The following is a 26,947-nucleotide window of genomic DNA, read 5'->3' on the forward strand; positions in this document are numbered from 1 at the left end:
AAATATGGACGACAGATGTATTATGGAAAATATGCTCCTTACAACTAAGGGAGTATGCGATTTGTACCTTCACGGCACCATTGAAGCCGCTACCGGTAATGTCCACCAGGCATTTGACGCCGCCTTAAACGACAGCCTGTGTATACAGGATGAAATTTATAAAAAAATGTCCGCAAAAGGCTGGTATACAACAGAGCAGGCAGAACAGACAAAAATGATGAAGGTGAAAAATCAGTTTGCAGGAATGTAAAACTATATTTTTCGTAAGTCCGCCTTTTTGGCGGGCTTATTTTTTATTGTTATGAGCACTTAGTGGCTGTATTTTCTGAAATCGCCCTTGCTCCTGCCTATTGTATACATGCATCTCATATGTTATAATATAAGTATTCAAATGCTATATCCCAACGCAAGGGGGTCGTTATGAAAAGTTCTGAAATTATAAAAGAAATCCGCTCCTACCTGAATTTAAGTCAAAGGGAATTCGCTGATGTACTAGGCGTAAGTTTTGCAACTGTCAACCGCTGGGAAAAGGGGCGCTGCCAGCCATCGCAAATCGCAGTAAACGCCATCAAAAATTTATGTGCGGATAATAAAATTGATTTTTCTCAATTTGAGGGAAACCATATGATTAGAACTAATGAAATTATTACTCTTTATCATGGCTCAAAGTCAGGAATTCGCGGGGCCATTGCCCCTACAAGCCGGGAACGCTGCGATTTTGGAAAAGGCTTTTATATGGGAACCCATGAAGATCAGCCCCTTACTTTAATTTGTAATTTTCCTGACGCCAGAATATATACATTAAGTGTTGATCTATCCAATCTGAAAATTCTGGATATAGAGGTGGGATTAGACTGGGCGTTACTAATCGCGTATAATCGTGGCAAAATGGAGTCTGTGAAACATTCAGGGCTCTATAATCGTTTTGCAAATTTAAGTAAAGAGTATGATATAATTGTTGGATATATTGCTAATGACAGAATGTTTGTCGTTTTGGACCGTTTTTTTAATGGAGAAATTACTGATATGGCGCTTATTAACAGTCTTTCGGCCTTAAACCTTGGCAAGCAATATGTTGCCCTAACAGAGAAGGCTTGTAAAAACATAACAATCATTGATGAGAAAGAGCTTAATCAGCCTGAGCGTGGTAAAATAAAGCAGGAAAGTGAAGCCAACCGTTCTAAGGGCATTGCAATTGCAGATGAAATTTGCCGGAAATTTCGCCGTGAGGGACGATTTTTTGATGAAATATTAAAGGCAGGTGAATAAAATGGATAATTTTACTCTTGAAAAACGTCAGCTTTGTGATATACAGGGACGATTATTTGAACTTGCTTTAAAAAATAAATTAGATTGTCCGTTATTTATAGAATCATTTATGAACAGTAAAACTGCCGCTGCTCTGGATGATGTTTATGACCGGCTGCAATGGGCAGGGGAGGAATATATTCTTGAGGAACTAAATGATGAGGTTCACGGGCTTAAAAAGGCTGGCACAACTTATTCTTTGGATGTAATGTATTGGATAGGATATACTTACCGCTATTGGCATTACTACACAGGGGAGCATAGTCGTGAAATATATAAAATTGCCGATGCAAAAACCATGAGCGAGTGCTGGCTTGGCTTCCATACTTTTGACGTTGAAATGGCTGTTGACGACTTAAAAGAGATTTACAGACAAAAACATTCCCCTGATAAATAATATATTTGCTGAAAAAGCTGCTTGCGCCTCCTGGGTAGAGGAATAAGCAGCTTTTATATTCTATTATTTTATTTTTGTTTAAAGATAAAAATAATAATTATTGATATTTATATAGTATTGTGGTAAATTAATTAAATCATAATATCTACTATATATTGTGTTTTAAATGATGATTTACTCTATACATAGTATGATGGATGGGAGAAATGGAATGACAGTTCAGGAATTGGCAGACAGAATTGGTGAAACTAATGATACAAAAGAAAGGCTTTTCAATTGTCTGAAAGAGATTTGTCAGGACTTTCCGGAGAAGGAATATTCAATGGAAATTCTTGGGAAAAGGTTTTTAGGATTTCAAAAGGATAAAATGACAGAGAATGAAAAATTAGCGGCTTTAGTGAGAGCAGCAGTGGAAATGACGTCAAAGGAAGGGCCTAAATGGGAGAATATAGGGGCCAGACTTCATTATTTTAAATTTTCTCTGAATCTGGAAAAACAGATGAGTAAGCTGAAAATCCACAGCTTTTATGAAAAAATTGTTTATTTAACAGAAAAACAACTGTATGGGGATTACATTTTAAAGAGTTATTCTAAAGCTGAGTTAGAACAGGCAGAGGAGTTTATAGATGAAAGGAGAAATAAGCTGTTTAATTTTTCCGGCCTGGATCTTTTGCTGTCCAGATATGTAATCTGCAGCTATGACAGAAAGCCTCTGGAAACCCCTCAGGAAATGTATTTAGGTATTGCCCTTCATCTGGCGTTAAAGGAGAAGGGAGACAGAATGTTGTGGGTAAAAAGGTTTTACCAGATGTTAAGCTGCCTGGAGATCACTATGGCTACCCCTACCTTGTCAAATGCCAGAAAGCCTTTTCATCAGCTGTCCAGCTGTTTTATTGATGTGATGCCTGACAGCTTGGAAGGAATTTACAGAACCATAGATAACTTTGCCAAAGTCAGCAAAATGGGCGGAGGAATGGGGATTTATACGGGAAAGGTAAGAGCGGCAGGAAGCAGCATCCGAGGTTTTCTGGGAGCCGCAGGAGGAGTGATCCGGTGGATAAGGCTTATTAACGATACTGCAGTGGCCGTGGACCAGCTGGGGATGCGCCAGGGAGCGGCAGCTGTATATTTGGACATATGGCACAAGGACCTGCCGGAATTTCTTCAGCTGAGAACCAATAACGGAGATGAGAGAATGAAGGCCCACGACATATTTCCGGCTTTGTGTATTCCTGATTTGTTCTGGAAAATGGCGGAGAAGGATTTAAACCAGGAATGGCATTTATTCTGCCCTCACGAAATTATGGAGGCAAAGGGCTACTGCCTGGAGGACTGCTATGGAAAGCTGTGGGAGAAGCGATACATGGAATGTGTAGAGGATAAAAACCTTTCCAGAAGAACCTTAATTATAAAAGATTTGGTGAGAATGATTTTAAAATCAGCTGTGGAAACAGGCACGCCTTTTATATTTAATAGAGATCTTGTAAATAAGGGAAATCCCAACAGCCACAAGGGCATGATTTACTGCTCTAATCTTTGTACGGAAATTGCCCAGAATATGAGCCCTATGGAAACCAGGGAAGAGAAAACTGTGGAGGTAGACGGGGAAACCTTAGTTGTTACCTCTGTGGCTGCAGGGGATTTTGTAGTCTGCAATTTGGCAAGTATTTCTCTGGGAAATATTGATTTAAAAGGAAACCGTTTAGAGGAGGTTACAGCCTGGGCTGTGAGGGCTTTGGACAATGTAATTGATTTGAATTTTTATCCTCTGCCTTACGCTAAAATTACCAGCTGTAAATACAGAAGTATTGGGCTGGGAGTCAGCGGTTATCACCACATGCTAGCCAAAGAAGGGATACCCTGGGAGTCAGAAGATCATCTTCGCCTTGCAGACCAGGTGTTCCAGCGAATTAATTATGCCGCTATTGAGGCCAGCAGCGATTTAGGGGCAGAAAAAGGCAGCTATGAGTATTTTACAGGCAGCGGATGGGAGACAGGACAATATTTTGAGACCAGGAATTACACAGATTACAAGTGGATGAGACTGAGAGAAAAAGTAAAAAGCCAGGGCATGAGAAACGGCTGGCTGATAGCAGTGGCTCCCACCAGCAGCACCAGTATTTTGGCGGGAACTACAGCGGGAATTGACCCTGTAATGAAAAAATATTTTCTGGAAGAAAAAAAGCATATGATGCTTCCAAGAGTGGCCCCTCAGCTGACCGGAAAAACATATTGGCTGTATAAAGAGGCTCATACAATAGATCAGAAATATACAATTAAGGCTGCAGGAATCAGGCAAAGACATATTGACCAGGCCCAAAGCCTGAATTTGTATATTACTAACAGCTACACCATGCGTCAGGTTTTGGACTTATATTTAACAGCCTGGAGAGAGGGCGTAAAAACAATATATTACATCAGAAGCAAATCCCTGGAGGTAGAGGAGTGTGAAAGCTGTTCCTCCTAAAGTAAATAAAGGGAAGGAAAGAGCAGGAAAAAGTAGGAAAAGCAGAAAAAGGAGACATGAATATGGCAGAATTAGTAAAGAAAAAGCTGTTTAATCCTCAAGGGGACACAGAGCCGGGGCAGAGAAGGATTATCAGGGGGAACACTACAAATTTAAATGATTTTAACAATATGAAATATAGCTGGGTCAGCAGCTGGTACCGTCAGGCTATGAATAATTTCTGGATACCAGAAGAAATAAATATGAGCGCTGATGTGCTGGATTATCCTAAATTGTCTCAGGATGAAAGAAACGCATACAATAAAATTCTCAGTTTTCTGATTTTTCTGGATTCAATTCAGACGGCTAACCTGCCTTCTGTAGGCCAGTATGTAACGGCCAATGAAATAAACCTATGTCTTACAATCCAGGCTTTTCAGGAGGCTGTACACAGCCAAAGCTACAGCTATATGCTGGACACTATCTGCAGCCCTGTGGAGAGAACATCTATTTTATATCAGTGGAAGGACGATCCCCATCTGCTGAAAAGAAATACATTTATTGGAGACTTATATAATGAATTCCAGAATAAGCAGGACGATCTTACATTTTTAAAGGTTTTGACAGCGAATTATATTTTGGAGGGCATATATTTTTACAGCGGCTTTATGTTTTTTTATAACCTGGGAAGAAATGGGAAGATGCCTGGCAGCGTTCAGGAAATCCGGTATATTAACAGAGATGAAAATACGCATTTGTGGCTGTTTGGAAAAATCTTTCAGGAGCTGAAAAAAGAAGAGCCTCAGCTATTTACAGAAAAAAATATAGATATGTTAAAGGCCATGGCAATAGAAGGCGTGAAGCAGGAGATTGCCTGGGGGCAGTATGTAATCGGAGATAAAATCCCTGGTCTTACCAGAAAAAACGTAGAAGATTATATATTATACCTGGGAAATCTTAGGTGGTCCTCCCTGGGCTTTGGCGTTTTATTTTCCGGCTATGAAAAAGAGCCGGAGGGCATGGAGTGGGTCAGCCAGTATTCTAACGGGAATATGGTGAAAACAGATTTTTTTGAGGCCAGAAGCACGGCTTACGCAAAAAGTACTGCTTTAATAGATGATTTATAATATATATTGTTGACAAGTACAATATTATATGTTATATAATATATAAGGCTATATTATACATTGTATAATATAGTTTGAAAAAATATATTATAAATCAAAATACCTGTAATTAAATGAAGCAGCGCAGCCAGATTAAGGCTGCAATTAGGAAAGAAGGGAACAGCGGATGATTTTTAACACAGGAGCAGCGCTTTTGGACGCCATTGTACTGGCGGCAGTGTCCAGAAATCAAAAAGGAACCTACGGATATAAAATTACTCAGGATGTGAGAGAGGTAATAGATATATCTGAATCCACACTTTATCCTGTTCTCAGGCGCCTGCTAAAAGAGGAGTGTCTGGAAATATATGACATGGCGGTGGACGGGAGAAACAGGAGATACTATAAGATAACGGAAAAGGGAAGAGTTCAGCTGAATCTTTATCAGGGTGAATGGACTATTTATTCTACTAAGATTTCAAAGATTCTGGAGGTGGCAAGTTAATGAACAGAGATACATTTATGAAAGAACTGGAATACCTGCTTCAGGATATGAATGAGGAGGAGAAGGAAGATGCTCTCCAGTACTACAAAGATTATCTGGACGAGGCAGGGCCGGAAAGAGAAGAGGCAGTGATAAAAGAATTTGGCAGTCCGGAGAGAATAGCTTCTATTATTCGCTCCTCTGTTGCAGGAAATATGGAAGAGGGCGGAGAATTTACAGAAACAGGATACGGGGACGAAAGGTTTAGGGACCCTAATTATCAGGTTCAGAAAAAGTACGATCTGCCGGAAGAAAAAATGTTTTCACAGAAAAAAGAGGAAAAAAAGCAGCCCTGGACCAGCAGGCCTTTAATCGTTGCTCTGTGGATTATATTAATTATTGTGGCCGCCCCTATGATTTGGGCTTTAGGGACAGGGGCATTGGGAACTATATTCAGCATTATTGTAGCAATATTTGTGGTGTTTGCAGGCCTCGGCATCCTGGCGGCGGCATTTATGCTGGGAGGACTGGCAGCTTTTGTGGCAGGTATGATCTGGCTGTTTCAAAGTATTGGCTCAGGGCTGATCTGCATAGGAGCAGGACTTTTTATGATGGGCATGGGAGTAATTTTATTCCTGGTTGCAATTTGGTTTTACGGCACAGTGGTACCCTGGGCGTTTCACAAGGCGGGAGACTGGTGCGACAAAATATTTCATAAGAAAGAGAGGAAGACTGTATGAAGAAATTTACAAAGGTTTCCCTGATAGCCGCGGTGGTATGTATGGCTGCAGGAACGGCAGCAATTACAGTTGGGGCGGCAATGGACGATCAGTTTACCAGAAGATTTTCTTATGTAAAAGAAGAAATTTATAATGAGGTTACAGGCAGAAGCCATCATGTAAGACCGTCCAAAAAGACAATGAGATATGAAGTGACAGAGGATAAGGCAAAACTGGAGACGTCAGACACATTAAGCTTCTCCGGGATTAAAGAGCTGGATATTGAGGTGGACGGCGGCAGTGTAAATGTAATTCAGGGATTAGAAGGCAGTGATATTCAGGTACAGGTAACAGACGGAGAAAACAGAACAAAATGTTACGTAGAAGACGGAAATGAGCTGAAGATTCAAATGGAGAGAGGAAGCTCTGATAGTGGAGCAAGAGAAATTACTGTCGCCATTCCAAAAGAAGTTAGTTTATTGAAAACCGGCGTGGAGGTTAAAAACGGCGGCGCTCAGATAGAAGGGCTGACAACAGGGGAGCTGGAATTAGACAGCTATTCTTCAGAGATTACCTTATCCAATGTTACGGCAGCCAGATCAGTGGAGGCAGAGGCTTTCCAGGGCAGCATTACAGGACAGCTTTTGGGAAGCAAAAAAGATTTTTACTTTCAGGTAGAAATAGAAGACGGAACTATCGTTTTAGGCAGCGAGGTGCTGGAGGCGGGAAAGTATGAAGGCCATTTCAGCGGAGATGAGACTAAGACTTTAGGGGCCGGTCAGAAGGAAGCTGATCTGGACTGCCAAAGAGGAAGCATTGAGCTTACATTTTCACAGGATTAGAAACAGGCAAGCACAAAGGAGAGACAAAAATGAATAAAAGATTATACCGTTCAGAGAGAAACAGAATGTTGGCCGGCGTATGCGGAGGAATCGGAGAATATTTTAATATAGACCCTACGATTATCAGACTGGTTTGGGTAGTTCTGTCTGTGGGAGGTCCGGGACTGATTGCATATGTAATCGCCATGATTATTATACCAAAGGAATTTTAAGGAAATAAAGATAGAAAATCAAGTATAGACGTATTTGTTCAGGGCATACTCTTAGTACCTTAAAGGAAAGGAGCGTGCCTTTTTTATGGCAGAAAAAAAGAAAAAGAAGGAAGGCTTTGATCCAAGAGATTTAAAGCCGGAGGATATGTTAAAGTTTGAAATTGCAGAAGAGCTGGGACTGGCAGATAAGGTGATCAAAGGCGGATGGAGAAGCCTGACAGCAAAAGAAAGCGGAAGAATCGGCGGTTTAATTACTAAGAAAAAGCGGGAAATGAAACAGGCTGCTTTGGAAAACAAGGATTGAAAGAAAAGATAAAATCCCATATAATAGACCCTAGAAAAACAGAAAGGGGCCGGACAGAGAATGGGAGAAAAATTAAGAAGCGGTTTTACAACAGGTACATGTGCGGCGGCGGCGGGAAAGTCTGCTGCCGCGATTCTCTGTTCCCGGCAGATTATGTCCTGGGTGCAGGTTAAGACGGCTGACGGGACAAATGTAAATATGGAGCTGGTTCAGGTAAAGCAGGAAGAGAATAAGGTATACTGCGCTGTAAAAAAGGACGCAGGGGACGACCCGGATATTACAAACGGAGCTTTGATTGGGGCGTGGGCAGAATGGATCAGTGAAGAAGAGGCAAAGAAGGCTTATAAAAAATGCTACATAAAACATACAAAGACAAAGGGCGTGATTTGTCTGGCCGGGGGAGAAGGCGTTGGAACAGCCACTAAAAAAGGTTTATCCTGCCCTGTGGGGATGCCGGCTATTAATCCTGTTCCCAGAGAAAATATATTTACTCATGTGGAGGAGGTAAAAAACAGGTGGAACATAACCAGGCCTATAAAAATTACTATTGTAGTTCCCAAAGGGCGGCGGCTGGCGGAAAAAACCTTTAATCCCAGGCTTGGGATCATAGGGGGAATTTCTATTTTAGGAACTACGGGGATTGTAAAGCCAATGAGCGAGGACGCTTTAATTTCCTCTATCTGCCTGGAAATTCATCAAAAGGCTGCAGAAGGGCTGGAGAAAATGATTTTAACACCGGGAAATTACGGGGAGCGTTTTTTAAAGGAGGAGCTTCTTATTTCTCTGGAAAACGCTGTAAGATGCAGCAATTACGTGGAAAAATCAGTAAAGGCTATGGCCGGAGAAGGATTTAAAAAAGGATTATTTGCAGGCCACGTGGGAAAGCTGATTAAGGTAGCCGGGGGCGCAGGCAATACCCACTCTAAATATGGGGACAGAAGAATGGAAATTCTTTGCCAGTGCGCCAGAAAGTGCTGGGAAGGTCCGGAGGCTTTTCCCCCTGAGCTGGAACAGCAGATTTTAGAATCCAACACCACAGAGGAAGCGGCAGAATATTTGAACCAGGCGGGAATATACAGAAAAACAGGAGATGTAGCTGCCCTTCAAATCAGAGAGCAGATTTTAAATTGGACTGACGGAAGACTGTGCATGACTGTGGTCTTATTTTCCCAGGAAAAAGGCATTATGGGAATTGCAGGAGACATTTATGAATATAGGGGTTATTAGTTTTACAGCAGCCGGTGGAGAGCTGGGGCGAAAGCTGAAAATCGGGCTGGAGGGAGAAGGCCACAAAGTAAGGCTGTACATACAAGAACGTTTTTTTAATAAAGAAGAAACAGAGCCGGGAATACACCCATTAACAGAAAAGGCAAGGGACTGGGCGGGTAAACGTTTTCTGGACAGCCAGGGTCTGATTTTTATAGGGGCTGCCGGCATAGCAGTCCGTTCTATAGCCCCGTTTATCAAGGATAAATATAAAGATCCTGCTGTGGCAGTCATTGACCAGCAGGGCAGGTTTTCTATTTCCCTGCTGTCAGGCCATGTAGGGGGAGGAAATGATTTAGCTGAAGCGGCCGCCAGGATTTTAGGGGCTGTGCCGGTAATTACTACGGCCACTGATATAGAAAACTGTTTTGCAGTGGACGTATTTGCAAAAAAGAATCGTCTGGAGATTACTGACAGAACAGCGGCAAAAAATATTTCCGCAGCCGTGCTGGAGGGGAAAAAAATAGGATTTTTTTCAGATTTTCCAGTAAAGGGACAGGCTCCGGAATGCTTTTGCATGTTAGATAAGGAAGAAGATCTGTCAGAAACCAGTTTAAATATTTATATTACATTAAAGAAAAACATAGGCTGGAGAAATACGCTTTATCTGACGCCTAAGCAGTTGGTTTTAGGCGTAGGCTGCAAAAAAGGGACAGAGAAAGATGTAATTTTACATGAAATAAAGGAGTTTTTAAAGGATTATAACTTAAACGGCAGGGGAATAAAAATGATTGCCTCCATTGACTTAAAAGCTAAGGAGCAGGGAATGATTCAGGCCGCAAAGGAACTGGGAGTGGACTTTAAAACATTTTCAGCAGAAGAATTAAAAAATGTTCCCGGGAATTTTGATGAATCAGATTTTGTAAAGCAGGTAACAGGAGTGGGAAATGTGTGCCAAAGGGCGGCGGTATTAGGATCCTGCATGGGCAGGCTTATAACAGGAAAACAGGCGGCGGCAGGCGTTACGGCGGCGGCGGCCTTAGAAAACTTTTTTGTGGAATTTTAGATACTGATACTGAGAAAGCAGGAAAGAAAATGACAAACATAGAGAAAAAAGAGGTAGTGATTTTCGGCGGCACAAAAGAGGGAAGAGAGCTGGCAGAATACTGTATTGCCGCTAAGCTGCCTGCGGCAGTCAGCGTAGCTTCTTATTACGGAAAAGACCTGCTGCCTGAAAATCTGCAGCTGGAGATTCAGGAAGGTCCTATGGATGAGGAGACAATGAGCAAATGGCTGGCAGAAAAAGAACCTGATTTTGTTTTAGACGCCACCCACCCTTATGCAGTGCACGTTACTGAAAATATTAAGGCCTGCTGCAGCAGGCTGTCTTTGCCTTATTACAGGGTAGTAAGAGAAAATGGGCGGATATGTGAGGAAAACTCTATGATTTGGGCAAAAGATGTGAAAGAAGGGGCTCAGATTGTAGAAGGCCTAAAGGGAAATGTGCTGGTGACTACAGGAAGCAAGGAACTGGAAGCCTTTTTGGCTGTTACAGATTTTGAAAACAGAATTTATGCAAGAGTTCTTCCTTCTCCGGCAGTAGTAGAAAAATGCGTTTCCTTAGGCCTAAAGGGAAATCATATTATTGCCGTCCAGGGGCCTTTTTCAGAAGAGTTTAATAAAGCTTTAATGAAACAGCTTCACATTAATGTGCTGGTGACAAAGGAGGCCGGGGCGGCCGGCGGTTTTGAGGAAAAAATAGAGGCGGCTCAGGCTGTGGGAGCAGTTACAGTAGTCATTGGAAGGCCAAAAAAGGAAGCTGGAATTTCCTTAAATCAGGCAAAGTCCATGCTAGATGAAAAGGGAAAAGCAAAGGGAGGTCAGCCTGAAGCTGTTAAGAGCCTGGCGTTAATAGGGATTGGCATGGGAGGCAGAGGGCAAATGACCTTAGAAAGCATTTCTGCCTTAAAGGACAGTCAAGTAGTATTTGGAGCTGCCAGAATGTTAAAAAGCGTAAATCCGTATATAGACAATAAAGAAGCAGTGCCTATATATGACAGTAAAAAAATAATGGAGTGGCTGGAATTTCATCCAGAATGCAGAAAAGCTGCAGTAGTATTTTCAGGGGATACAGGATATTACAGCGGGGCCAGACAAGTCACAGAAACAGCAGGCTCCCAGTGGCAGATAGAAGTATATCCAGGCATTTCCACACTGTCTTATATGGCCGCCAAGCTAAAAAAAAGCTGGGAGGATGTAAAAAGCGCCAGCTGCCACGGCAGAGAGTGTAATTTAGAGGAGCTGATGAAAACAGAAAAAAAGCTGTTTTTATTAACCTCAGGGGGAGAAAACGGGAATCAGGTTATGAGGCGGCTTTCTGAAATAGAAAAGAAGCAGGCGGCTTCTTATTTTGTAGCCGCAGGGGAAAATCTTTCCTATGAAAATGAAAAGATTATTACAGGGCGGCCTTGTCAGCTGGAAAAGGAAGAATTTCCGGCTTTAACGGCTTTTTGGATTGAAAAAGAAGAGCTTTCATCAGGAGGAGAAAATCTGTGAGAGACCAGGAATTTATAAGAGGCAAAGTGCCTATGACAAAAGCTGAGGTGCGGGCGGTATCTATATCAAAGCTGGAATTAAAAAAAGATTCTGTGCTGTGGGATGTTGGAGCAGGCACAGGCTCAGTGTCAGTGGAGGCGGCAGGCTTTATGCCAAAAGGCGCGGTTTACGCCATTGAAAAAAAAACTGAGGCTTTAGAGCTGATTAAGAAAAACATAGAAAAGTTTCAGGCAGACTGTGTACATCTGGTGGAAGGGGAGGCCCCTAAGGTTCTTGAAGGCCTGCCTGCTCCCACTCACGTATTTTTAGGAGGGACAGGGGGAAACCTGGAAAAGATTTTAGATTTAGTTTTAAAAGTAAACCCTGATGCCAGGATTGTAGCAAATGTAATCGCCTTAGAAAGCCTTGCCAGGATGATAGAATACATAAAGTTAAAGAAGCTGCAGGGAGAAATAGTGTGTATGCAGGTGTCTAAGGGGGAGCTGCTTGGAGAGTACCACTTAATGAAAGGGCAGAACCCAGTGTACATTATTACCTTAAATGAGGAGAAAAAAGATGATTAACAGAATTCTTCTGGCAGCTTTATCCAGCGGAAGCGGAAAAACCTTTCTTACATGCGGCCTTCTAAAGGCGCTGAAAAACAGAAAAATTTCCACCAGGGCCTACAAATGCGGCCCTGATTATATTGATCCGATGTTCCACAAAAGGGTTCTTGGAATTCCGGGAGGAAATTTAGACACATGGTTTTCCAGACCGGAAGATATAAGAGCCAGACTTATGAGAGAGGTGCAGCCTGGGGAAATAGCTGTGATAGAAGGAGTTATGGGATATTACGACGGCTTAGGAGGGGTCAGCACTCAGGCCAGCTCCTATGATGTGGCGAAGGCTACAAATACTCCTGTTATTTTAATTTTAGACGGAAAAGGAGTCTCTCTGTCCATTGTTTCTGCGGCAAAAGGTATTTGCCAGTATAAAGAGGACAGCCGCATTGCAGGAGTGATTATAAACAGAATGAACCCTGCCTTGGGGGAGAAGCTGCGCCCGGCTTTTAAAGAGCAGGGCATAGAGCTGTTAGGATGCGTGCCTGACTGTCCAAAGTGGAAATGGGACAGCCGCCATCTGGGGCTGGTTATGCCAAAGGAGCAGGGAAATATAAATGAGATTTTAGATGAACTGGCCGGCTGTATGGAGCAGTATGTAAATATAGACAGAATATTAGAAATCAGCTCTAAGGCCTTAGACATGGAAGAAATATTAAAGCCTGAAAAGGCTGTTTTCATAGAAAAGGAACATGTAAATATTGGGGTGGCCATGGATTTGGCCTTTTGCTTTTACTATCAGGAAAACCTGGATTTTTTAGAAAGCCTGGGAGCCAGGCTGCAGTTTTTCAGCCCGCTGTCAGATAAAGCTTTGCCTGAAAATGTGTGCGGCCTTTTATTAGGAGGAGGATATCCGGAGCTTTACGCTGACAGACTTTGGAAAAACACATCTATGCGCCAGGCTATTTTAAAGGCCGCCCAAAACGGGATGCCTATTAGCGGAGAGTGCGGAGGATTTCTTTATCTTCAGGAGCAGCTGGAGGGGGAGGACGGCCGCATATATCCTATGACAGGAGTGCTTCCCGGAACCTCTGTAAGGAAAGAAAAATTAGGCAGGTTTGGGTATATAGAGCTGACGGCCAAAAGAAACGCAGGCTGGGTCAAGGAAGGGGATCAAATAAAAGGACATGAATTTCACTACTGGGATTCTGACTGCTGCGGAGATGTATTTCACAGTAAGAAACCAGTAGGAGACAGACAGTGGGATTGTATTCAGTCCAGGTACTGCGTAGTGGCAGGCTTTCCCCACCTGTATTATCCCTCCAACCCTTCCTACGGAAAGGGCTTTGTAGATGCCTGCAGACGGTGGAAGGAGAGTCAAAATAAATGAATCTGGAAGAAATCATATGCCAAATACAGGAAACAGATAAAAGGGCGGGGGAAATAGCCAGAAAAAGGTGGAATTCTATTGCAAAGCCTCTCCACAGCTTAGGATTATTGGAGGAAATAACAGTCCAGATGGCCGCTGTAAAAAGGACGGCAGATATTCGGCCTGGAAAAAAAGCGTTAGTGGTAATGTGCGGGGACAACGGAATTGTGGAGGAAGGCGTCACCCAGACAGGCCAGGAGGTAACGGCTGTAGTTACGGAAAACTTTACAAAGGGGGATACCTGCTCCTGCATTATGGCAGAGCTGGCAGGAGCAGACGTTTTTCCCGTAGATATTGGGGTAGCGAAAAGCTTAGACTACTGCGGAAGCAAATACCCTTTGATTTCCAGAAATATTGCCAGGGGAACGAAAAATTTTCTAAAAGAGCCGGCTATGACGAAAGAGGAGGCCATAAAGGCAATCACAGTAGGATTTGAAATAGTAAAAGATCTGAAAAATAAAGGGTATGAGGTAATTGCCACAGGAGAAATGGGAATCGGCAATACTACTACCAGCAGCGCAGTAGCTTCCCTGCTTTTAGATAAAGATCCCAGGCTGCTTACGGGAAAAGGGGCCGGCCTTTCAAAGGAAGGGCTGGAAAGGAAAATTCAGGTGATTGCTCAGGGAATTGCCGAGAGAAAGCCAGATAAAAATAATGTTTTAGACGTTTTGTCTAAAGTGGGAGGACTAGATATTGCCGGGCTTTTAGGAGTATATTTGGGAGGAGCCGCCTTTCTCATTCCTGTAATTGTGGACGGGCTGATTTCAGCAACGGCAGCCTTGTGCGCCGTAAAGCTTTGCCCGGCAGTGAAAGAATACATGATCGCTTCCCATTTGTCAGAGGAGCCGGCGGGAAAAATGCTTTTAGAAGCATTAGGGTTGGAGCCTGCAATACAGGCTAAAATGTGTTTAGGAGAGGGGAGCGGGGCTTTGGCTCTTCTGCCGTTGTTGGACATGGGACTGGCAGTATACAACAGAATGAGCACATTTGAGGAAATTAAAATCCAAGAATATAAAGAGCTTTCCTAAGGAGAGAAAACATGTTAATCACAGTCACAGGAGGAAGCGGAAGCGGAAAGTCAGCTTACGCAGAAAAAAGAATACTGGATTTAGGGGAAAGAGAAAGGTTTTACATTGCCACTATGATTCCGTGGGATAAGGAGTGCAGGGAAAGAATCAGACGCCACAGGAAAATGAGACAGGAAAAAGGCTTTACTACCATTGAGCAGTACAAGGATTTGGAACAGCTAAAACTGCCTGAAAAAAAAGCGGGAAATAAGCGGGCCGTTTTGTTAGAGTGTATGTCTAATTTAACTGCAAACCAGATGTATGGAGGCGGGGAAAAACAGGACTGGGAGCAGAAAATTTTATTTGGCGTCGCCAGTCTTTATAATCAGACAGATGATTTGATTATTGTGACAAACGAAGTATTTTCCGACGGACTAAAGTATCATAAGGATACAGAAGCTTATATTAAGACTTTGGGGCAGATCAACTGCAGGCTGGCTTCCATATCCCAGGAGGTAACAGAGGTAGTTTACGGAATCCCCGTATATTTAAAGGGAGGCGGAAGGTGAAAGGATTAAGCAGCTTGATCATTGCGTTTTCTATGTATTCCAGAATCCCTATGCCTGAGACAGAGTGGACAAAGGATAAAATGGAATACGCCATGGGATGTTTTCCCTTTGTGGGAGCAGTAATCGGAGGGCTTTATATTATTTATGCCTATTTTGCAGAGAGGCTTCATTTATCTGATTTTTCATATGCATGTTTTGGCACGGTTTTGCCTGTGCTTGTAACAGGCGGGATTCATATGGACGGATTTGCTGATACAGTAGACGCCCTTTCCTCCTGCCAGACAAAGGAGAGAAAGCTGGAAATTTTAAAGGACCCTCACACAGGAGCCTTTGCAGTCATTGGCTGCTGCCTATATTTTCTTTTGTATGCCGGAGTTTTTTGCGAAATTCCCAGAGAAAATCTTATGTCCATAGGGGCGGTGCCTGTAATCAGCAGAGCTGCCAGCGGATTTTCAGTTATATGGTTTCCAAAGGCCAAGAAAAGCGGGCTGGCGGCAATGTTTGCAGAAAAATCCAGGAAAGGTCCTGTTACAGTTATGCTGGCGGCAATTACATTGGCCGGGTTTGTTTACTTAGGCCTCGTGGGAGGATTTGGCTGTGTTCTGGCCTGCAGTATGGGAGCAGGATTTAGTATGATCTATTATTATAAAATGATGAAAAAACAATTTGGAGGAATCACAGGAGATTTGGCCGGATTTTTTCTCCAGATTTCAGAGTTGGTTATGATGGCGGCGTTGATGGCAGTGTGGAAAATGAGGTGATAAATGATGATATTTATTGTAGGAGGAGCCTGGCAGGGAAAAAGAAAATTTGCAGAAAGCCTTCTTTTAGAAACAACAGGGGAAATTGTAGATCACTTTCACCTTTATGTAAAAGAACAGGTTCATCTTATTTTTAATAAAGAAAACAGGGAAAGCCTGCTGGAACAGGTAAAAGTTCAGATCAGCTGTAAGATAGAGAATATTACAAGAAATAATCCGCCGGCAATCGTCATTATGGATGAAATCGGCTGCGGCATTGTGCCTGTACAGCCGGAGGACAGGATTTACAGAGACTTAGCCGGATATGCAGGGCAGCTGCTGGCAGAAAAAGCAGAAATAGTGTACCGGGTTACAGCAGGCATCGGAGTAAAAATAAAAGACGCAAAAGGGGAAAATACATGAAACCATTAACAGCCGGATTTATTTTAGATATGATGCTGGGCGATCCTCATTCATGGCCTCATCCTGTAAAAGCTATGGGAAAAACCATAGAAAAAACGGAGGAAACATTAAGAGGCAGGTTCCCGGCCACAGAGAATGGAGAAAAGGCGGCGGGAGCTGTGATGGCTGCCGCTGTGCCTTTCTTTTGGTGGGCCGTTTCATATGGAATTTTAAAGGCAGTAAAAAAAAGGAATAAAAAAGCTGGGTGGCTTTTAGAAAGTATAATGTGTTATCAGCTGCTGGCTGCAAAATCTTTAAAAGATGAAAGCATGAAGGTGTATGATGCTTTAAAGCATCAGGGACTTTCAGAGGGCAGACAGGCTGTATCTATGATTGTAGGCAGGGATACAGAAAATCTGACAGAGGAAGGCGTTATTAAGGCGGCGGTGGAAACTGTGGCGGAAAATACTTCTGACGGAGTCATAGGGCCTATGATGTTTATGGCTTTAGGAGGGGCGCCTTTAGGATTTTTCTATAAAGCAGTGAATACTATGGACTCTATGGTAGGATATAGAAATGAAAAGTATGAGTTTTTCGGAAAAGGGGCGGCCAGGCTGGACGACGTTATGAATTATATTCCCTCCAGGCTTTCCGCTCTGTCTATGATTCTGGCCAGCTTTTTATTAAGATTCAGAGGAAAAGACAGCTTTCGCATATGGGTCAGAGACAGGAGAAAGCATAAAAGCCCTAATTCTGCCCAGACAGAATCTGTGTGCGCCGGAGCTTTAGGCGTGGAGCTGGCAGGAGACGGAGTTTATTTTGGAAAGGTAGTAAAAAAACAAGTTATAGGGGACAACATAAGAAAAATACAGTTAGAAGATATTAAAAGAGCAAATAAGCTTATGTACGCCACAGCCTTTATATTTTTAGGGGCAGCAGGGTTATGGAGCAAATGTTTCGGGAACAGAACCGGGAAAAGGATTTAGGAGGAAAAGGCTGTGAAGGAATATGTTCACGGAGGAGATATTTACAGTCAGGAAATTGAATTAGATTTTTCCGCAAATATTAATCCCTTTGGGCTGCCTGAGGGAGTGAAAAAAAGAATAATAGAGAAAATAAATACCTTTTCCAGGTATCCGGACAGTCAAAGCCGGGTTTTAAGAGAAAGGCTGGGGGAGATCTGGAAAGTAAACCCTAAGTCAGTGATCTGCGGAAACGGAGCGGCAGATCTTGTATTTCAGCTTGCCGCGGCTTTAAAGCCTGAAAATGCCCTTTTGGCAGCTCCTTCCTTTGCTGAATATGAGCAGGCTTTAAAAGCCCAGGGCTGCAAAATACAGTACTTAAAGCTGGAGGAAAAGGAGGAGTTTCATTTAAACTGGAGGCAGTGGGCTTCTAAACTGGAGAAGGGCTGCCAAATTGCCTTTTTGTGCAATCCTAATAATCCTACAGGCTTAACAGTGCCTGCAGAACAGATAAAAGAGATGGCGAGAATCTGCAGGGAAAGAAAAATTTTGTTGGTAGTAGACGAGTGCTTTAACGGCTTTTTAGATGATCCAAAGAAAAATTCTGTAATTTCCCTTACAGAAAATAATCCCTGGATTTTTGTGCTGAGAGCCTTCACTAAAATTTACGGAATGGCGGGAATCCGCCTGGGCTACGGCATATGCGCCAATCATAAGCTGCTGGATCAAATGGAGGCAATAAGGCAGCCCTGGAGCGTATCCGGGGTGGCTGAGGAGGCGGGGCTTGCAGCTTTAGAAGAAAAGGAATACATAGAAGCCTCCAGAAAGCTGATAAAAGAGGAAAGAGAGTTTTTAAAAATAAGGCTGAAAGCCTTGGGCTGGAAGGTGTGGGATTCACAGGCCAATTATTTGTTTTTTCAGGTGCCGGAGGATCAGGATGAATTAGGAAAAAAATTAAAGGAAAAAAAAGTTTTAATCCGCAGCTGCAGCAATTATTATGGTTTGGGACCAGGGTATTACAGAATCTGTGTGAAAACCAGAAGGGAAAATGAACAGCTTTTAAAGGCCGTAGAGGAGATATTATGAAGGGCAAAAAAGGACTGGGTATTTTAATTGCGGCAGGTATTTTAATACTTGCTGGATATATTGTGGCAGGGGGAGGCAGACAGCCGGCCAATCCCGGGGTTTCCCTGCAGGAAAAGGAAGGGGAGAGCCTGAGGGTAGGCGTTTGTCTCTACGATTCAGAAGATCAGTTTTTAAAGCTTTACAAAGAGGAGCTGAAAAAGGTTCTTACAGAGGAATATGGAGCTGAAATGATTTTTAAGGATTGTCAGGGGGACGGTCAGGTTCAAAAGGAGCAGATTACAGATCTGGCGGAAAATCAAATAGATGTGCTGATAATTAACCCGGCAGAGCCTTACAGAGCCAAAGACCTGGCGGATATATGTACAGCTTACAGCCTTCCCGCCGTATTTATTAACAGGGAGCCTCCAGAGGAGGAAATTCTCAGGTGGGAGGAAGAAAAGCTTCCAATGGCTTATGTAGGAACAGATCAGATGCAGGCAGGCATATATCAGGGAGAAATCATTCTGGAGACAGAAAATAAAGGGGATTTGAACGGGGACGGAATCGTTTCCTATGCTTTGCTTATGGGAGATCAGGAAAGCAGATATAGAAGCAAGGGAGCTGCAGAGGCGCTGATACAGGGCGGAATGAAGGGAGAGAGAATATTTGCAGCTTATGGAGACTGGAATCAGGAAAAAGGGAGAAAGCTGACATTAGACGCCATAAATATATGCGGGGATAAATTGGAAGTAATTTTCTGCGGCAATGACGCCATGGCAAACGGAGCCAGGGAGGCTGTAATAGAACAGGGAAAAATACCTGGGCAGGACATTTATATTGTAGGCGTGGACGGCCTGGAGGACACTGTAGGCTATATCCGGGAAGGCACTATTACAGGCACAGTGTTAAATGATTATAAAACCCAGGCACAGACGGCAGCTAAGGCGGCAATTGGCCTGAAAAAGGGAGAAAAAACAGCAACAGAGTACAGAATTGACCATGTGAAAATCACCATGGGCAGATAAATTACTCCTCAGTTAAGGTCATGGAGCTGAAATACCAGTTAATTTCCGCCCCTACAAATAAAATACAAATACACATATACAGCCACAGCATAAGAAGGACAATGGCTGTCAAACTTCCGTAGGAATAAGAAAAATTGCTGAAGTGGCTGAAGTAAATAGAAAATCCGTAGGAAAATAAAATCCAGCAAACAGTAGAAAAAACAGCTCCCGGAATCTGCTGTTTCATGGACAGCTTCCTGCTGGGCACAATGGCGTAAAGGCTTGTAAAGGACACCACCAGAATGCCAATGGCAAGGAGAGTTCTAAGGCTGAGGATATTTTTTGTCAGCTCCCCCAAAAGAGGAAATTGGCGGATCATAAAATTTTGTATGGCAGTGCCGAACACCAAAAGCAGGAGGGAAGCTATGCACATGACCATAAATACCAGGGTGTAGCCGGTGCAGATTAAGCGGGTGAGAAAATAGTTTCTGAAGCCTCTGGATTTCCAGACTCTGTTAAGCCCCCGCTCCATGCTCAGCATACCTTTGGAGGCTGACCAAAGGGCGGTAATTATGGTAATCCACAAAATAGTTTCAGGGGAATAAATATTTAAGTCAGATATGGCGTTTTCAATAAAAGGTCTGGACTTATCAATATCGGGAATAATAGACATGAGAATTGCAATTACCATGTCCCCGGACAAGTTGGGAATAAACTGGAGCAAAGTCATAAGCACCATAATAAATGGAAAAAAGGAAAGCACAATAAAAAAAGAGGCCTGAGCTGCATACACAGTCATCTCATCTCTTACAAACTTATTTTTTATTTTTATAATATGAAATAAAAGCTCAGCCATTGCACTGGTTCCTTTCCCGTCTTTTTACCAGCATATTACCATGGAGGAAAAAAAATAGCAAGAATAGTTGTTGTACAAGTGAATTTTTGGTAGAATAACCAGAAAGTATACATGATATACATAGAATCCATTATAGCAGAGGAGCAGAAATGAAAGGATTATTAAAGTATCTGGACAAATACAAAACAGAAAGTATATTAGGGCCTCTTTTTAAGATGCTGGAGGCAACCTTTGAGCTTTTCATTCCCCTGGTAGTTGCCAAAATGATTGACGTGGGAATTAAAAACCAGGACGGAGGCTATATACTGAAAATGGGTGGGCTGCTGGTGCTTTTAGGAGTAGTAGGACTGGCAGCCTCTTTAACGGCCCAGTATTTCAGCGCCAAGGCGGCGGTAGGATTTTCCACAGCCCTGCGAAACGACTTGTTCGCCCATATAAACAGCTTGTCCTATTCAGAAATTGACCGCTTAGGCACGTCTACTTTAATCACCAGAATGACAAGCGATATTAACCAGGTGCAGACAGGATTAAACTTATTTTTAAGACTTTTTCTAAGATCTCCGTTTATTGTATTTGGCGCCATGATTATGGCCTTTACAGTAGATGTAAAATCAGCCGTTACCTTTGTAGTGGTGATTCCCGTTCTGTCAGTAGTTGTGTTCGGCATTATGTTGATCAGTATGCCTTTATACAAAAAGGTGCAGAGGCAGCTGGACCAGGTGCTTTTGACTACAAAGGAAAACCTGGAAGGCGTAAGAGTGATCAGGGCCTTTAACAGACAAAAGGATGAGATTAAAAAGTTTGACGGGGAAAATGATCTGTTAGTAAGGCTCCAGGTTTTTGTAGGAAAAATTTCTGCTCTTATGAATCCCTTAACATACGTAATTATTAACGGCGCTATTTTAGTGCTGATCTGGGTAGCCGGAAATCAGGTTTATTCCGGAGCTATCACCCAGGGGGAAACTGTGGCATTGTGGAATTACATGTCCCAGATTTTAGTGGAATTAATTAAGCTGGCCAATTTAATTATTAACATTTCTAAAGCCCTTGCCTGCGCCAACAGAGTGCAGAAGGTATTTGAGGAGAAAAGCAGTATTACAGACGGGACGAAGGAAGGGCAGGCGGCCCGGGATAAAAATAAGGTGGTATTTGACAAAATCCGCTTTTTCTACGGCGGGTCTAAAGAGCCGTCTTTAGACAATATTTCCCTTTCAGTAGAAAAAGGCCAGACAGTAGGAATTATTGGGGGCACAGGCTCCGGAAAATCCTCCCTGGTAAACTTAATTCCCAGATTTTATGACGTCCAGGACGGCGCTGTGCTGGTGGACGGGAAAAATGTAAAGGATTACAGTTTAAAAGAGCTGAGAGATAAAATAGGCGTTGTGCCTCAGCGGTCAGTACTGTTTGCAGGAAGTTTAAGGGACAATATGAAGTGGGGCAGAATGGACGCTGACGACGAGGAAATCTATAAAGCTTTAGACATGGCTCAGGCCAGGGAATTTGTGGAAAGCAAGGGAAGGGGCCTGGATTTTATGATTGCCCAGGAAGGAAAAAATCTGTCCGGAGGACAGAAGCAAAGGCTGGCAATAGCCAGGGCCCTGGTGCGCAGTCCGGAAATCCTGATTATGGACGACAGCGCCTCTGCCTTAGATTTTGCCACAGATGCAAGGCTGAGAAAAGCAATTAAAGAGGGGACAAAGGATATGACTGTATTTATTGTTTCCCAGAGAGCTGCCACTATTAGAAATGCAGATGTGATTGTAGTGCTGGACGATGGCCAGATGGCCGGCTGCGGCACTCACAAAGAGCTGTTGGAATCCTGTGAGGTTTACAAGGAAATTTGCTTATCACAGCTGTCAAAGGAGGAGGTGCAGTAATGGGAAAAATAAATTCAGACCAGCAGAAGGAGACAATTAAGCGGATTCTCACCTATATCAGCCAGTATAAAATATGGGTAATCCTGTCTTTATTTTTGGCTTTTGTAACAGTGGCCACCACCTTATATGCGCCTATTTTAGTGGGCCAGGGAATCGACCTGATTATAGGCCAGGGAGACGTAGATTTTAAAGGTCTTCTGGAAATTTTAAAAAAGATCGGCGTAGTGATTGTAATTACCTCAGTCTCTCAGTGGCTGATGAACCATATTAATAATAAAATCACATACAGAGTGGTAAAGGACATTAGAACAAAGGCCTTTAACCATTTAGAGGTGCTGCCATTAAAGTACGTGGATTCCCACCAGCACGGCGATATTCTCAGCCGGATTATTGCGGATATTGATCAGTTCTCAGAAGGACTGCTTATGGGATTTACCCAGCTGTTTACAGGGGTGATGACAATCTTAGGCACTCTTTGTTTTATGCTTTCCGTAAACTGGGTGATTACAGTTGTAGTAGTAGTGCTGACCCCTGTTTCTTTATTTGTGGCAAACTTTATAGCTAAAAGAACCTTTACTATGTTTCAGCTGCAGTCTAAAACAAGGGGAGAGCTTACTGCGTTAGTAGACGAAATGCTGGGGAATCAAAAGGTAGTTCAGGCCTTTGGACATGAAGAAGAAGCTCAGAAGCAGTTTGAGGAAATTAACGGCCGCCTTGGAAAATACAGTTTGAGAGCTATTTTCTTCTCATCCATTACAAATCCGGCTACCAGGTTTGTAAATGGTTTAGTGTACGCTGCAGTGGGGGCGGCAGGAGCCTTTGCCGCCATGAAGGGAATGATATCAATTGGTCAGCTGTCTGCATTTTTAAGCTATGCAAACCAGTACACAAAGCCTTTTAACGAAATCTCAGGCGTGGTGACAGAGCTGCAGAATGCTTTAGCCTCTGCTTCCAGAGTATTTGAGCTGATGGACCAGGAGACTATTTTAAAGGACGCAGAAGGAGCGTATAAGCTGGAGAATGTAAAGGGGCAGATCCGGCTGGAAAATGTATATTTTTCCTATCAGCCTGATGTGAAGCTGATTGAAAATCTGAATCTGGATGTAAAACCAGGCCAGAGAATTGCCATTGTAGGCCCTACAGGCTGCGGAAAAAGTACAGTTATTAACCTGCTGATGCGTTTTTACGACGTAAATTCAGGCAGTATTCAGGTAGACGGAAAAGATATCCGCCAGGTTACAAGAGAAAGCCTTAGAACTAATTACGGTATGGTGCTTCAGGAAACATGGCTGAAAACCGGCACAATCAGGGAAAATATTGCCTATGGAAAGCCGGACGCCACAGAGGAGGAGATTATTGCAGCGGCAAAGCAGTCCCACGCCCACAGCTTTATTAAAAGGCTGCCGGAAGGATACGACACAGTAATTACTGAGGACGGGGGAAACTTATCCCAGGGACAAAAACAGCTTCTTTGTATTACCAGGGTAATGCTGTGCCTGCCGCCGATGTTGATTTTAGACGAAGCCACCTCCTCCATAGATACCATGACAGAGGTGCGCATTCAGAAGGCCTTTGCCAAAATGATGGAGGGGCGCACCAGCTTTATTGTGGCGCACCGTTTATCTACTATTAAGGAGGCCGACTTGATTTTAGTAATGAAGGACGGACATATTATAGAGCAGGGCAATCACGAAAATCTTTTGAAAAAGCAGGGCTTTTATGCAGATCTTTACAACAGCCAGTTTTCTGTATTTTAATGTGTGTATAAAAATGTATAGAAATATTTAATATACTATGAAAGAACCTGCATATGCCATAAAAATGGCTTTTTAGAAGGAGGAGAATAATATGCGAAAAAAATGGTTGCCCCTTGTTTGGGCGACAGTTCTGGCGGTTTCAGTAACTGCATGTAAAGGCAGCGAAAAACAGGCGGAGGAAAGTATTACAGGTACAGAGCAGACAGAGGCTGCGATGGAGGAAGAGTCAGGAGATTTAAAGCCGGGAGATGAGATTTCCGGTTTTACCTTAAAAGAAGTAGGCAGCTATGATGCTATAGGTGGGGAAACCTTTTATTTTCAGCATGAGAAAAGCGGAGCAGAGCTTTTTTATGTAAAAAACGACGATCCTAATTTAGGATTTGCCATTACCTACAGAACGCCCCACGTAGATGAGACAGATACAAACCATGTGTTTGAACATGCAGTAATTGCGTCCTCTGAAAAATATCCAAGTAAAAATATTTTCTTCGATATGGCTGGAAAAACTTACAATACCTTTATTAATGCATTTACCTACATTCCTTTTACCAGCTATCCGGTAAGCAGTCAAAGCCAGGAGCAGCTGGAAAAAATGGCGGATGTTTATTTAAGCTGTATGGTAGCTCCCGGACTTTTGGAGGATGAAAGGTTTTTCCAGAGAGAAGCGGTGCGCTATGAGCTGAGAGATCTAAATGATCCTATTACAATTAAGGGCACTGTTTACAGCGAAGATTTTGGAATGATAACTGAAACAGGAAATGAGGCTTTTAGAAACGTGCTTCAGGCTTTATATCCTGGAGAAACCGCTGCAAATGTAAACGGCAGAGCCCACATGAATTACCAGGGTCTCACATACGAGCATACAGTGGAAACATACGACAGGTGCTACAGCTTTGACAACTCTTTAATTCTGCTTTATGGGGACATGGATTATGAAAAATTCCTGGAATTTTTAGACAAAGAGTATTTGGCAGAAGCAGAAAAGGGCAACAAGGATTTAAGTCAGTATAAGGACGGAAAAACAGAGCCGGGATATGTAGAGGAAACGGTTTACAGCCCTGCTTATGAGGGGGACTCTACAGAAAACGCGTCCATTATTTATTATGCTGCGGACCTTTCTGAGGATTCCTGGGAACAGCTTTGTCAATATCAAATTATAGGACAGATTCTTTCCAGCGACAGCTCCATTCTTAATGAAAATTTAAGAGAAGCTGGAATTTCAGATCCGGCTTTTGCGGAAATGGTGTTTGACGTAGAAAAGCCTATGTTTGTTTTTGGCTTAGTAAATACAGATGAAGATAAAGCCCAGACATTTAAAGAAGTAGTAGATAAAACAATAACAGAGATTAGTCAGTCAGGCATTGATGAAGAATTGGTGGATACAATTTTAAAGACTAAGGAAATTGACGATTATACAGCTATGGAAAATACAGAGGTCTTTACTGATCAGGTGCTTCCTATGGTTTCTACAAAATGGGCGGTAGAGGGAACAACAGATTTTCTGGAAGACAGCCAAAATGCATTTCAGAATATGAAAGAAGATAAAGACCAGGCGCTTATAAAGGAATTTGGGGAGCGATTCCTGAATGCAGAGAGAAAGGCTATGATTACTACGGTTCCTAAGCCTGGCTTGGCAGAAGAGATTGAGAAAGAGCAGGCAGATTATCTGGCAGATATGAAGGCTTCTATGACAGAAGAGGAGCTGCAGCAGATGATCGAAGACACCTTAGCATTTGACCAGTGGAATGCTTCAGAAATGGCAAATTCAGATTTTACTATTGACGTAAAGGATCTTCCAGACCCAGAGCCGTTTGCAGAGTTTGAAGTAAAAGACTTAAACGGAATTACCAGCTATACCTCAGCATCAGACCTGGATAAAATAAGCTCCAACCAGATTTATCTGGATACCAGCAGCGTAAAACAGGAAGATCTTCACTACATTACCTTGTACACCTTGCTGGCTTCAGAGCTGGGAACTGAAAAGTATGAAAAGGCAGAAAAGGACAATTTGCTTTATCAGTATTTATACAGCCTTTCCTTTAATCCAATATATCCTGGAGAGGATGCGAAAGACAATCACCACCCCATGCTTTCTATCGGCTGGTATGGTCTGGCAGATGATTATAAGCAAAGTCTGGAGCTTTTGGTGGAGATTTTAGAAAACACAGATTTAACTGATGAGGCGGAAATTAAACGTGTGCTGGACAAATATCTGCCGGCCTTAGATCAGTCCAGAGGAGACGGATTTGCTTTGGCTCAGATTTTAGGTTTTTCCGGCTCAGATATGGAACGCAGATATACAAATTATCTGCAGGGCCAGGAGTTTTATAAATTTGCTAAAAATGTAAGAGAAAGTCTGGAGGCAGATCCGTCCTATATAGAGGAATTAAGAGAAAAAATAACGTCTGTAAGGGATCTGATTCTGCGCCGGGACAATTTGATTGTAATGAATACAGCTTCACAGGACAATCTGGATAAAATGGAAAAAGTGTCAGAAGAGATTTTAGGAGCGCTGCCGTCCTTAGAAAACGGCGCCGAGACATATGATTTCCCGGAACCGGAGAAAAATCAGGCTGTTATTGTGGAAAGCTCCAGCCAGTATACAGTAGCAGTGTCACAGCTGGAGGTGCCGGAAGAGTTTTATGGAAAATATTTCCCGTTTATCAGCGCAATCAGCGACAGATATATAGTTCCAAAGCTTAGATTCCAGGGAGGAGCCTACAGCGCGGACGCAGGCTATTCCTCTGATATGACTAAGATTGTTACCTATTCCTACAGAGACCCCAATGCCAAAGAAACCATAGATATTATAAAAGGCGAGGCTGACTATCTGGAAAGCATGGAGCTGACTCAGGAGGATCTGGACGGCTATATTTTAAGCACCTACAGCGTTATCACAGGACCTGAGGGAAATCTGGAAAAGCATATGACGGCTATGGAATACCACATGTATGGCTTTGATACGGCTGGCTTCCTTAAACAGGCGGCTCAGATCAAAGAAGCCAGTATAGAGGATAAAGACCAGGCGGCGGACGCTCTCAGAAAGCTTTTGGAAAAAGCCACCTATGTTACTACAGGAAACCAAAAGCAGATTCAGGAAGACAAGGACAGCTATGATATTGTAACAGATTACAGACAGGCAGATTAACCATAACTATTT

The 26,947-nt window shown here is 42.8% G+C and carries 26 protein-coding genes; 25 read left to right on the forward strand and 1 reads right to left on the reverse strand.

Features of this window, described 5'->3' with window-relative positions; all coding sequences use genetic code 11:
- Positions 1-4: 4 nt before the first annotated feature.
- From C1A07_RS15140 to C1A07_RS15240, 22 genes are all read left to right on the forward strand, one after another.
- Positions 5-250: a spore coat protein gene (locus C1A07_RS15140; protein WP_101877842.1), complete on the forward strand. Its 246-nt coding sequence runs from the start codon at positions 5-7 to the stop codon at positions 248-250.
- A 170-nt stretch (positions 251-420) separates the two neighbouring features.
- On the forward strand, positions 421-1,269 hold the full coding sequence (locus C1A07_RS15145; RefSeq protein WP_101877843.1) for a DUF3990 domain-containing protein: 849 nt from the start codon (positions 421-423) through the stop codon (positions 1,267-1,269).
- 1 nt (position 1,270) lies between these two features.
- Complete coding sequence (locus C1A07_RS15150) at positions 1,271-1,705, forward strand: hypothetical protein (protein WP_101877844.1); 435 nt, start codon at positions 1,271-1,273, stop codon at positions 1,703-1,705.
- A gap of 211 nt (positions 1,706-1,916) precedes the next feature.
- Complete coding sequence (locus C1A07_RS15155) at positions 1,917-4,172, forward strand: ribonucleoside-diphosphate reductase subunit alpha (protein ID WP_330399552.1); 2,256 nt, start codon at positions 1,917-1,919, stop codon at positions 4,170-4,172.
- A gap of 62 nt (positions 4,173-4,234) precedes the next feature.
- Positions 4,235-5,278, forward strand: coding sequence for a ribonucleotide-diphosphate reductase subunit beta (locus C1A07_RS15160; RefSeq protein ID WP_101877846.1), 1,044 nt, complete (start codon positions 4,235-4,237; stop codon positions 5,276-5,278).
- A 166-nt stretch (positions 5,279-5,444) separates the two neighbouring features.
- Positions 5,445-5,762, forward strand: a complete 318-nt coding sequence (locus tag C1A07_RS15165; protein ID WP_101877847.1) for a PadR family transcriptional regulator — start codon at positions 5,445-5,447, stop codon at positions 5,760-5,762.
- A complete protein-coding gene (locus tag C1A07_RS15170; RefSeq protein ID WP_101877848.1) occupies positions 5,762-6,481 on the forward strand; it encodes a DUF1700 domain-containing protein in 720 nt (239 codons plus the stop codon). Before C1A07_RS15165 ends, C1A07_RS15170 begins: the two co-directional genes overlap by 1 nt.
- On the forward strand, positions 6,478-7,302 hold the full coding sequence (locus C1A07_RS15175) for a DUF4097 family beta strand repeat-containing protein (protein WP_101877849.1): 825 nt from the start codon (positions 6,478-6,480) through the stop codon (positions 7,300-7,302). Before C1A07_RS15170 ends, C1A07_RS15175 begins: the two co-directional genes overlap by 4 nt.
- A 29-nt stretch (positions 7,303-7,331) precedes the next feature.
- A complete protein-coding gene (locus tag C1A07_RS15180) occupies positions 7,332-7,514 on the forward strand; it encodes a PspC domain-containing protein (protein ID WP_101877850.1) in 183 nt (60 codons plus the stop codon).
- Positions 7,515-7,599: 85 nt separating this feature from the next.
- Complete coding sequence (locus C1A07_RS15185; protein WP_101877851.1) at positions 7,600-7,818, forward strand: small, acid-soluble spore protein, alpha/beta type; 219 nt, start codon at positions 7,600-7,602, stop codon at positions 7,816-7,818.
- A 60-nt stretch (positions 7,819-7,878) separates the two neighbouring features.
- Entirely contained in the window at positions 7,879-9,045 is a 1,167-nt protein-coding gene (gene cbiD, locus C1A07_RS15190) for a cobalt-precorrin-5B (C(1))-methyltransferase CbiD (protein WP_101877852.1), read from the forward strand.
- Complete coding sequence (locus C1A07_RS15195) at positions 9,026-10,090, forward strand: cobalt-precorrin 5A hydrolase (protein ID WP_101877853.1); 1,065 nt, start codon at positions 9,026-9,028, stop codon at positions 10,088-10,090. Before cbiD ends, C1A07_RS15195 begins: the two co-directional genes overlap by 20 nt.
- 29 nt (positions 10,091-10,119) lie before the next feature.
- Entirely contained in the window at positions 10,120-11,580 is a 1,461-nt protein-coding gene (cobK, locus tag C1A07_RS15200; RefSeq protein WP_101877854.1) for a precorrin-6A reductase, read from the forward strand.
- Positions 11,577-12,143: a precorrin-6Y C5,15-methyltransferase (decarboxylating) subunit CbiT gene (cbiT, locus tag C1A07_RS16510; protein ID WP_242972333.1), complete on the forward strand. Its 567-nt coding sequence runs from the start codon at positions 11,577-11,579 to the stop codon at positions 12,141-12,143. Before cobK ends, cbiT begins: the two co-directional genes overlap by 4 nt.
- On the forward strand, positions 12,136-13,509 hold the full coding sequence (locus C1A07_RS15205) for a cobyrinate a,c-diamide synthase (RefSeq protein ID WP_242972334.1): 1,374 nt from the start codon (positions 12,136-12,138) through the stop codon (positions 13,507-13,509). Before cbiT ends, C1A07_RS15205 begins: the two co-directional genes overlap by 8 nt.
- Positions 13,506-14,576, forward strand: coding sequence for a nicotinate-nucleotide--dimethylbenzimidazole phosphoribosyltransferase (cobT, locus tag C1A07_RS15210; protein WP_101877855.1), 1,071 nt, complete (start codon positions 13,506-13,508; stop codon positions 14,574-14,576). Before C1A07_RS15205 ends, cobT begins: the two co-directional genes overlap by 4 nt.
- A gap of 11 nt (positions 14,577-14,587) precedes the next feature.
- Positions 14,588-15,124 carry a bifunctional adenosylcobinamide kinase/adenosylcobinamide-phosphate guanylyltransferase gene (locus C1A07_RS15215; protein ID WP_101877856.1) on the forward strand — a complete coding sequence of 179 codons (537 nt, stop codon included), beginning with the start codon at positions 14,588-14,590 and terminating at the stop codon, positions 15,122-15,124.
- Entirely contained in the window at positions 15,121-15,885 is a 765-nt protein-coding gene (locus tag C1A07_RS15220) for an adenosylcobinamide-GDP ribazoletransferase (RefSeq protein WP_101877857.1), read from the forward strand. The genes C1A07_RS15215 and C1A07_RS15220 overlap by 4 nt, the downstream gene beginning before the upstream one ends.
- A gap of 3 nt (positions 15,886-15,888) precedes the next feature.
- Positions 15,889-16,287 (forward strand): bifunctional adenosylcobinamide kinase/adenosylcobinamide-phosphate guanylyltransferase, encoded by a 399-nt coding sequence (locus C1A07_RS15225; protein ID WP_101877858.1) that lies wholly within the window; start codon positions 15,889-15,891, stop codon positions 16,285-16,287.
- Positions 16,284-17,252 carry an adenosylcobinamide-phosphate synthase CbiB gene (cbiB, locus tag C1A07_RS15230; RefSeq protein WP_101877859.1) on the forward strand — a complete coding sequence of 323 codons (969 nt, stop codon included), beginning with the start codon at positions 16,284-16,286 and terminating at the stop codon, positions 17,250-17,252. The genes C1A07_RS15225 and cbiB overlap by 4 nt, the downstream gene beginning before the upstream one ends.
- Before the next feature lie 12 nt (positions 17,253-17,264).
- The gene (gene cobD / locus C1A07_RS15235; protein ID WP_101877860.1) at positions 17,265-18,314 is read left to right on the forward strand and encodes a threonine-phosphate decarboxylase CobD; all 1,050 of its coding nucleotides are present in this window, start codon (positions 17,265-17,267) and stop codon (positions 18,312-18,314) included.
- On the forward strand, positions 18,311-19,318 hold the full coding sequence (locus C1A07_RS15240; protein WP_101877861.1) for a substrate-binding domain-containing protein: 1,008 nt from the start codon (positions 18,311-18,313) through the stop codon (positions 19,316-19,318). Before cobD ends, C1A07_RS15240 begins: the two co-directional genes overlap by 4 nt.
- Before the next feature lies 1 nt (position 19,319).
- On the opposite strand, the gene C1A07_RS15245 is transcribed toward C1A07_RS15240, so the two are convergent.
- Complete coding sequence (locus tag C1A07_RS15245) at positions 19,320-20,153, reverse strand: YihY/virulence factor BrkB family protein (RefSeq protein WP_101877862.1); 834 nt, start codon at positions 20,151-20,153, stop codon at positions 19,320-19,322.
- A 149-nt stretch (positions 20,154-20,302) separates the two neighbouring features.
- Here C1A07_RS15245 and C1A07_RS15250 point away from each other — a divergent pair, with 149 nt between their 5' ends.
- The 3 genes from C1A07_RS15250 to C1A07_RS15260 all read left to right on the forward strand — a co-directional run bounded on the left by C1A07_RS15250 (position 20,303) and on the right by C1A07_RS15260 (position 26,935).
- A complete protein-coding gene (locus C1A07_RS15250; RefSeq protein WP_101877863.1) occupies positions 20,303-22,030 on the forward strand; it encodes an ABC transporter ATP-binding protein in 1,728 nt (575 codons plus the stop codon).
- Positions 22,030-23,787 (forward strand): ABC transporter ATP-binding protein, encoded by a 1,758-nt coding sequence (locus tag C1A07_RS15255; protein ID WP_101877864.1) that lies wholly within the window; start codon positions 22,030-22,032, stop codon positions 23,785-23,787. The genes C1A07_RS15250 and C1A07_RS15255 overlap by 1 nt, the downstream gene beginning before the upstream one ends.
- A 91-nt stretch (positions 23,788-23,878) precedes the next feature.
- Positions 23,879-26,935, forward strand: coding sequence for an insulinase family protein (locus tag C1A07_RS15260; protein ID WP_101877865.1), 3,057 nt, complete (start codon positions 23,879-23,881; stop codon positions 26,933-26,935).
- Positions 26,936-26,947 lie beyond the last annotated feature (12 nt).

This window comes from Lachnoclostridium edouardi (assembly GCF_900240245.1).
GTDB classification, from domain to species: Bacteria; Bacillota; Clostridia; order Lachnospirales; family Lachnospiraceae; genus Lachnoclostridium_A; species Lachnoclostridium_A edouardi.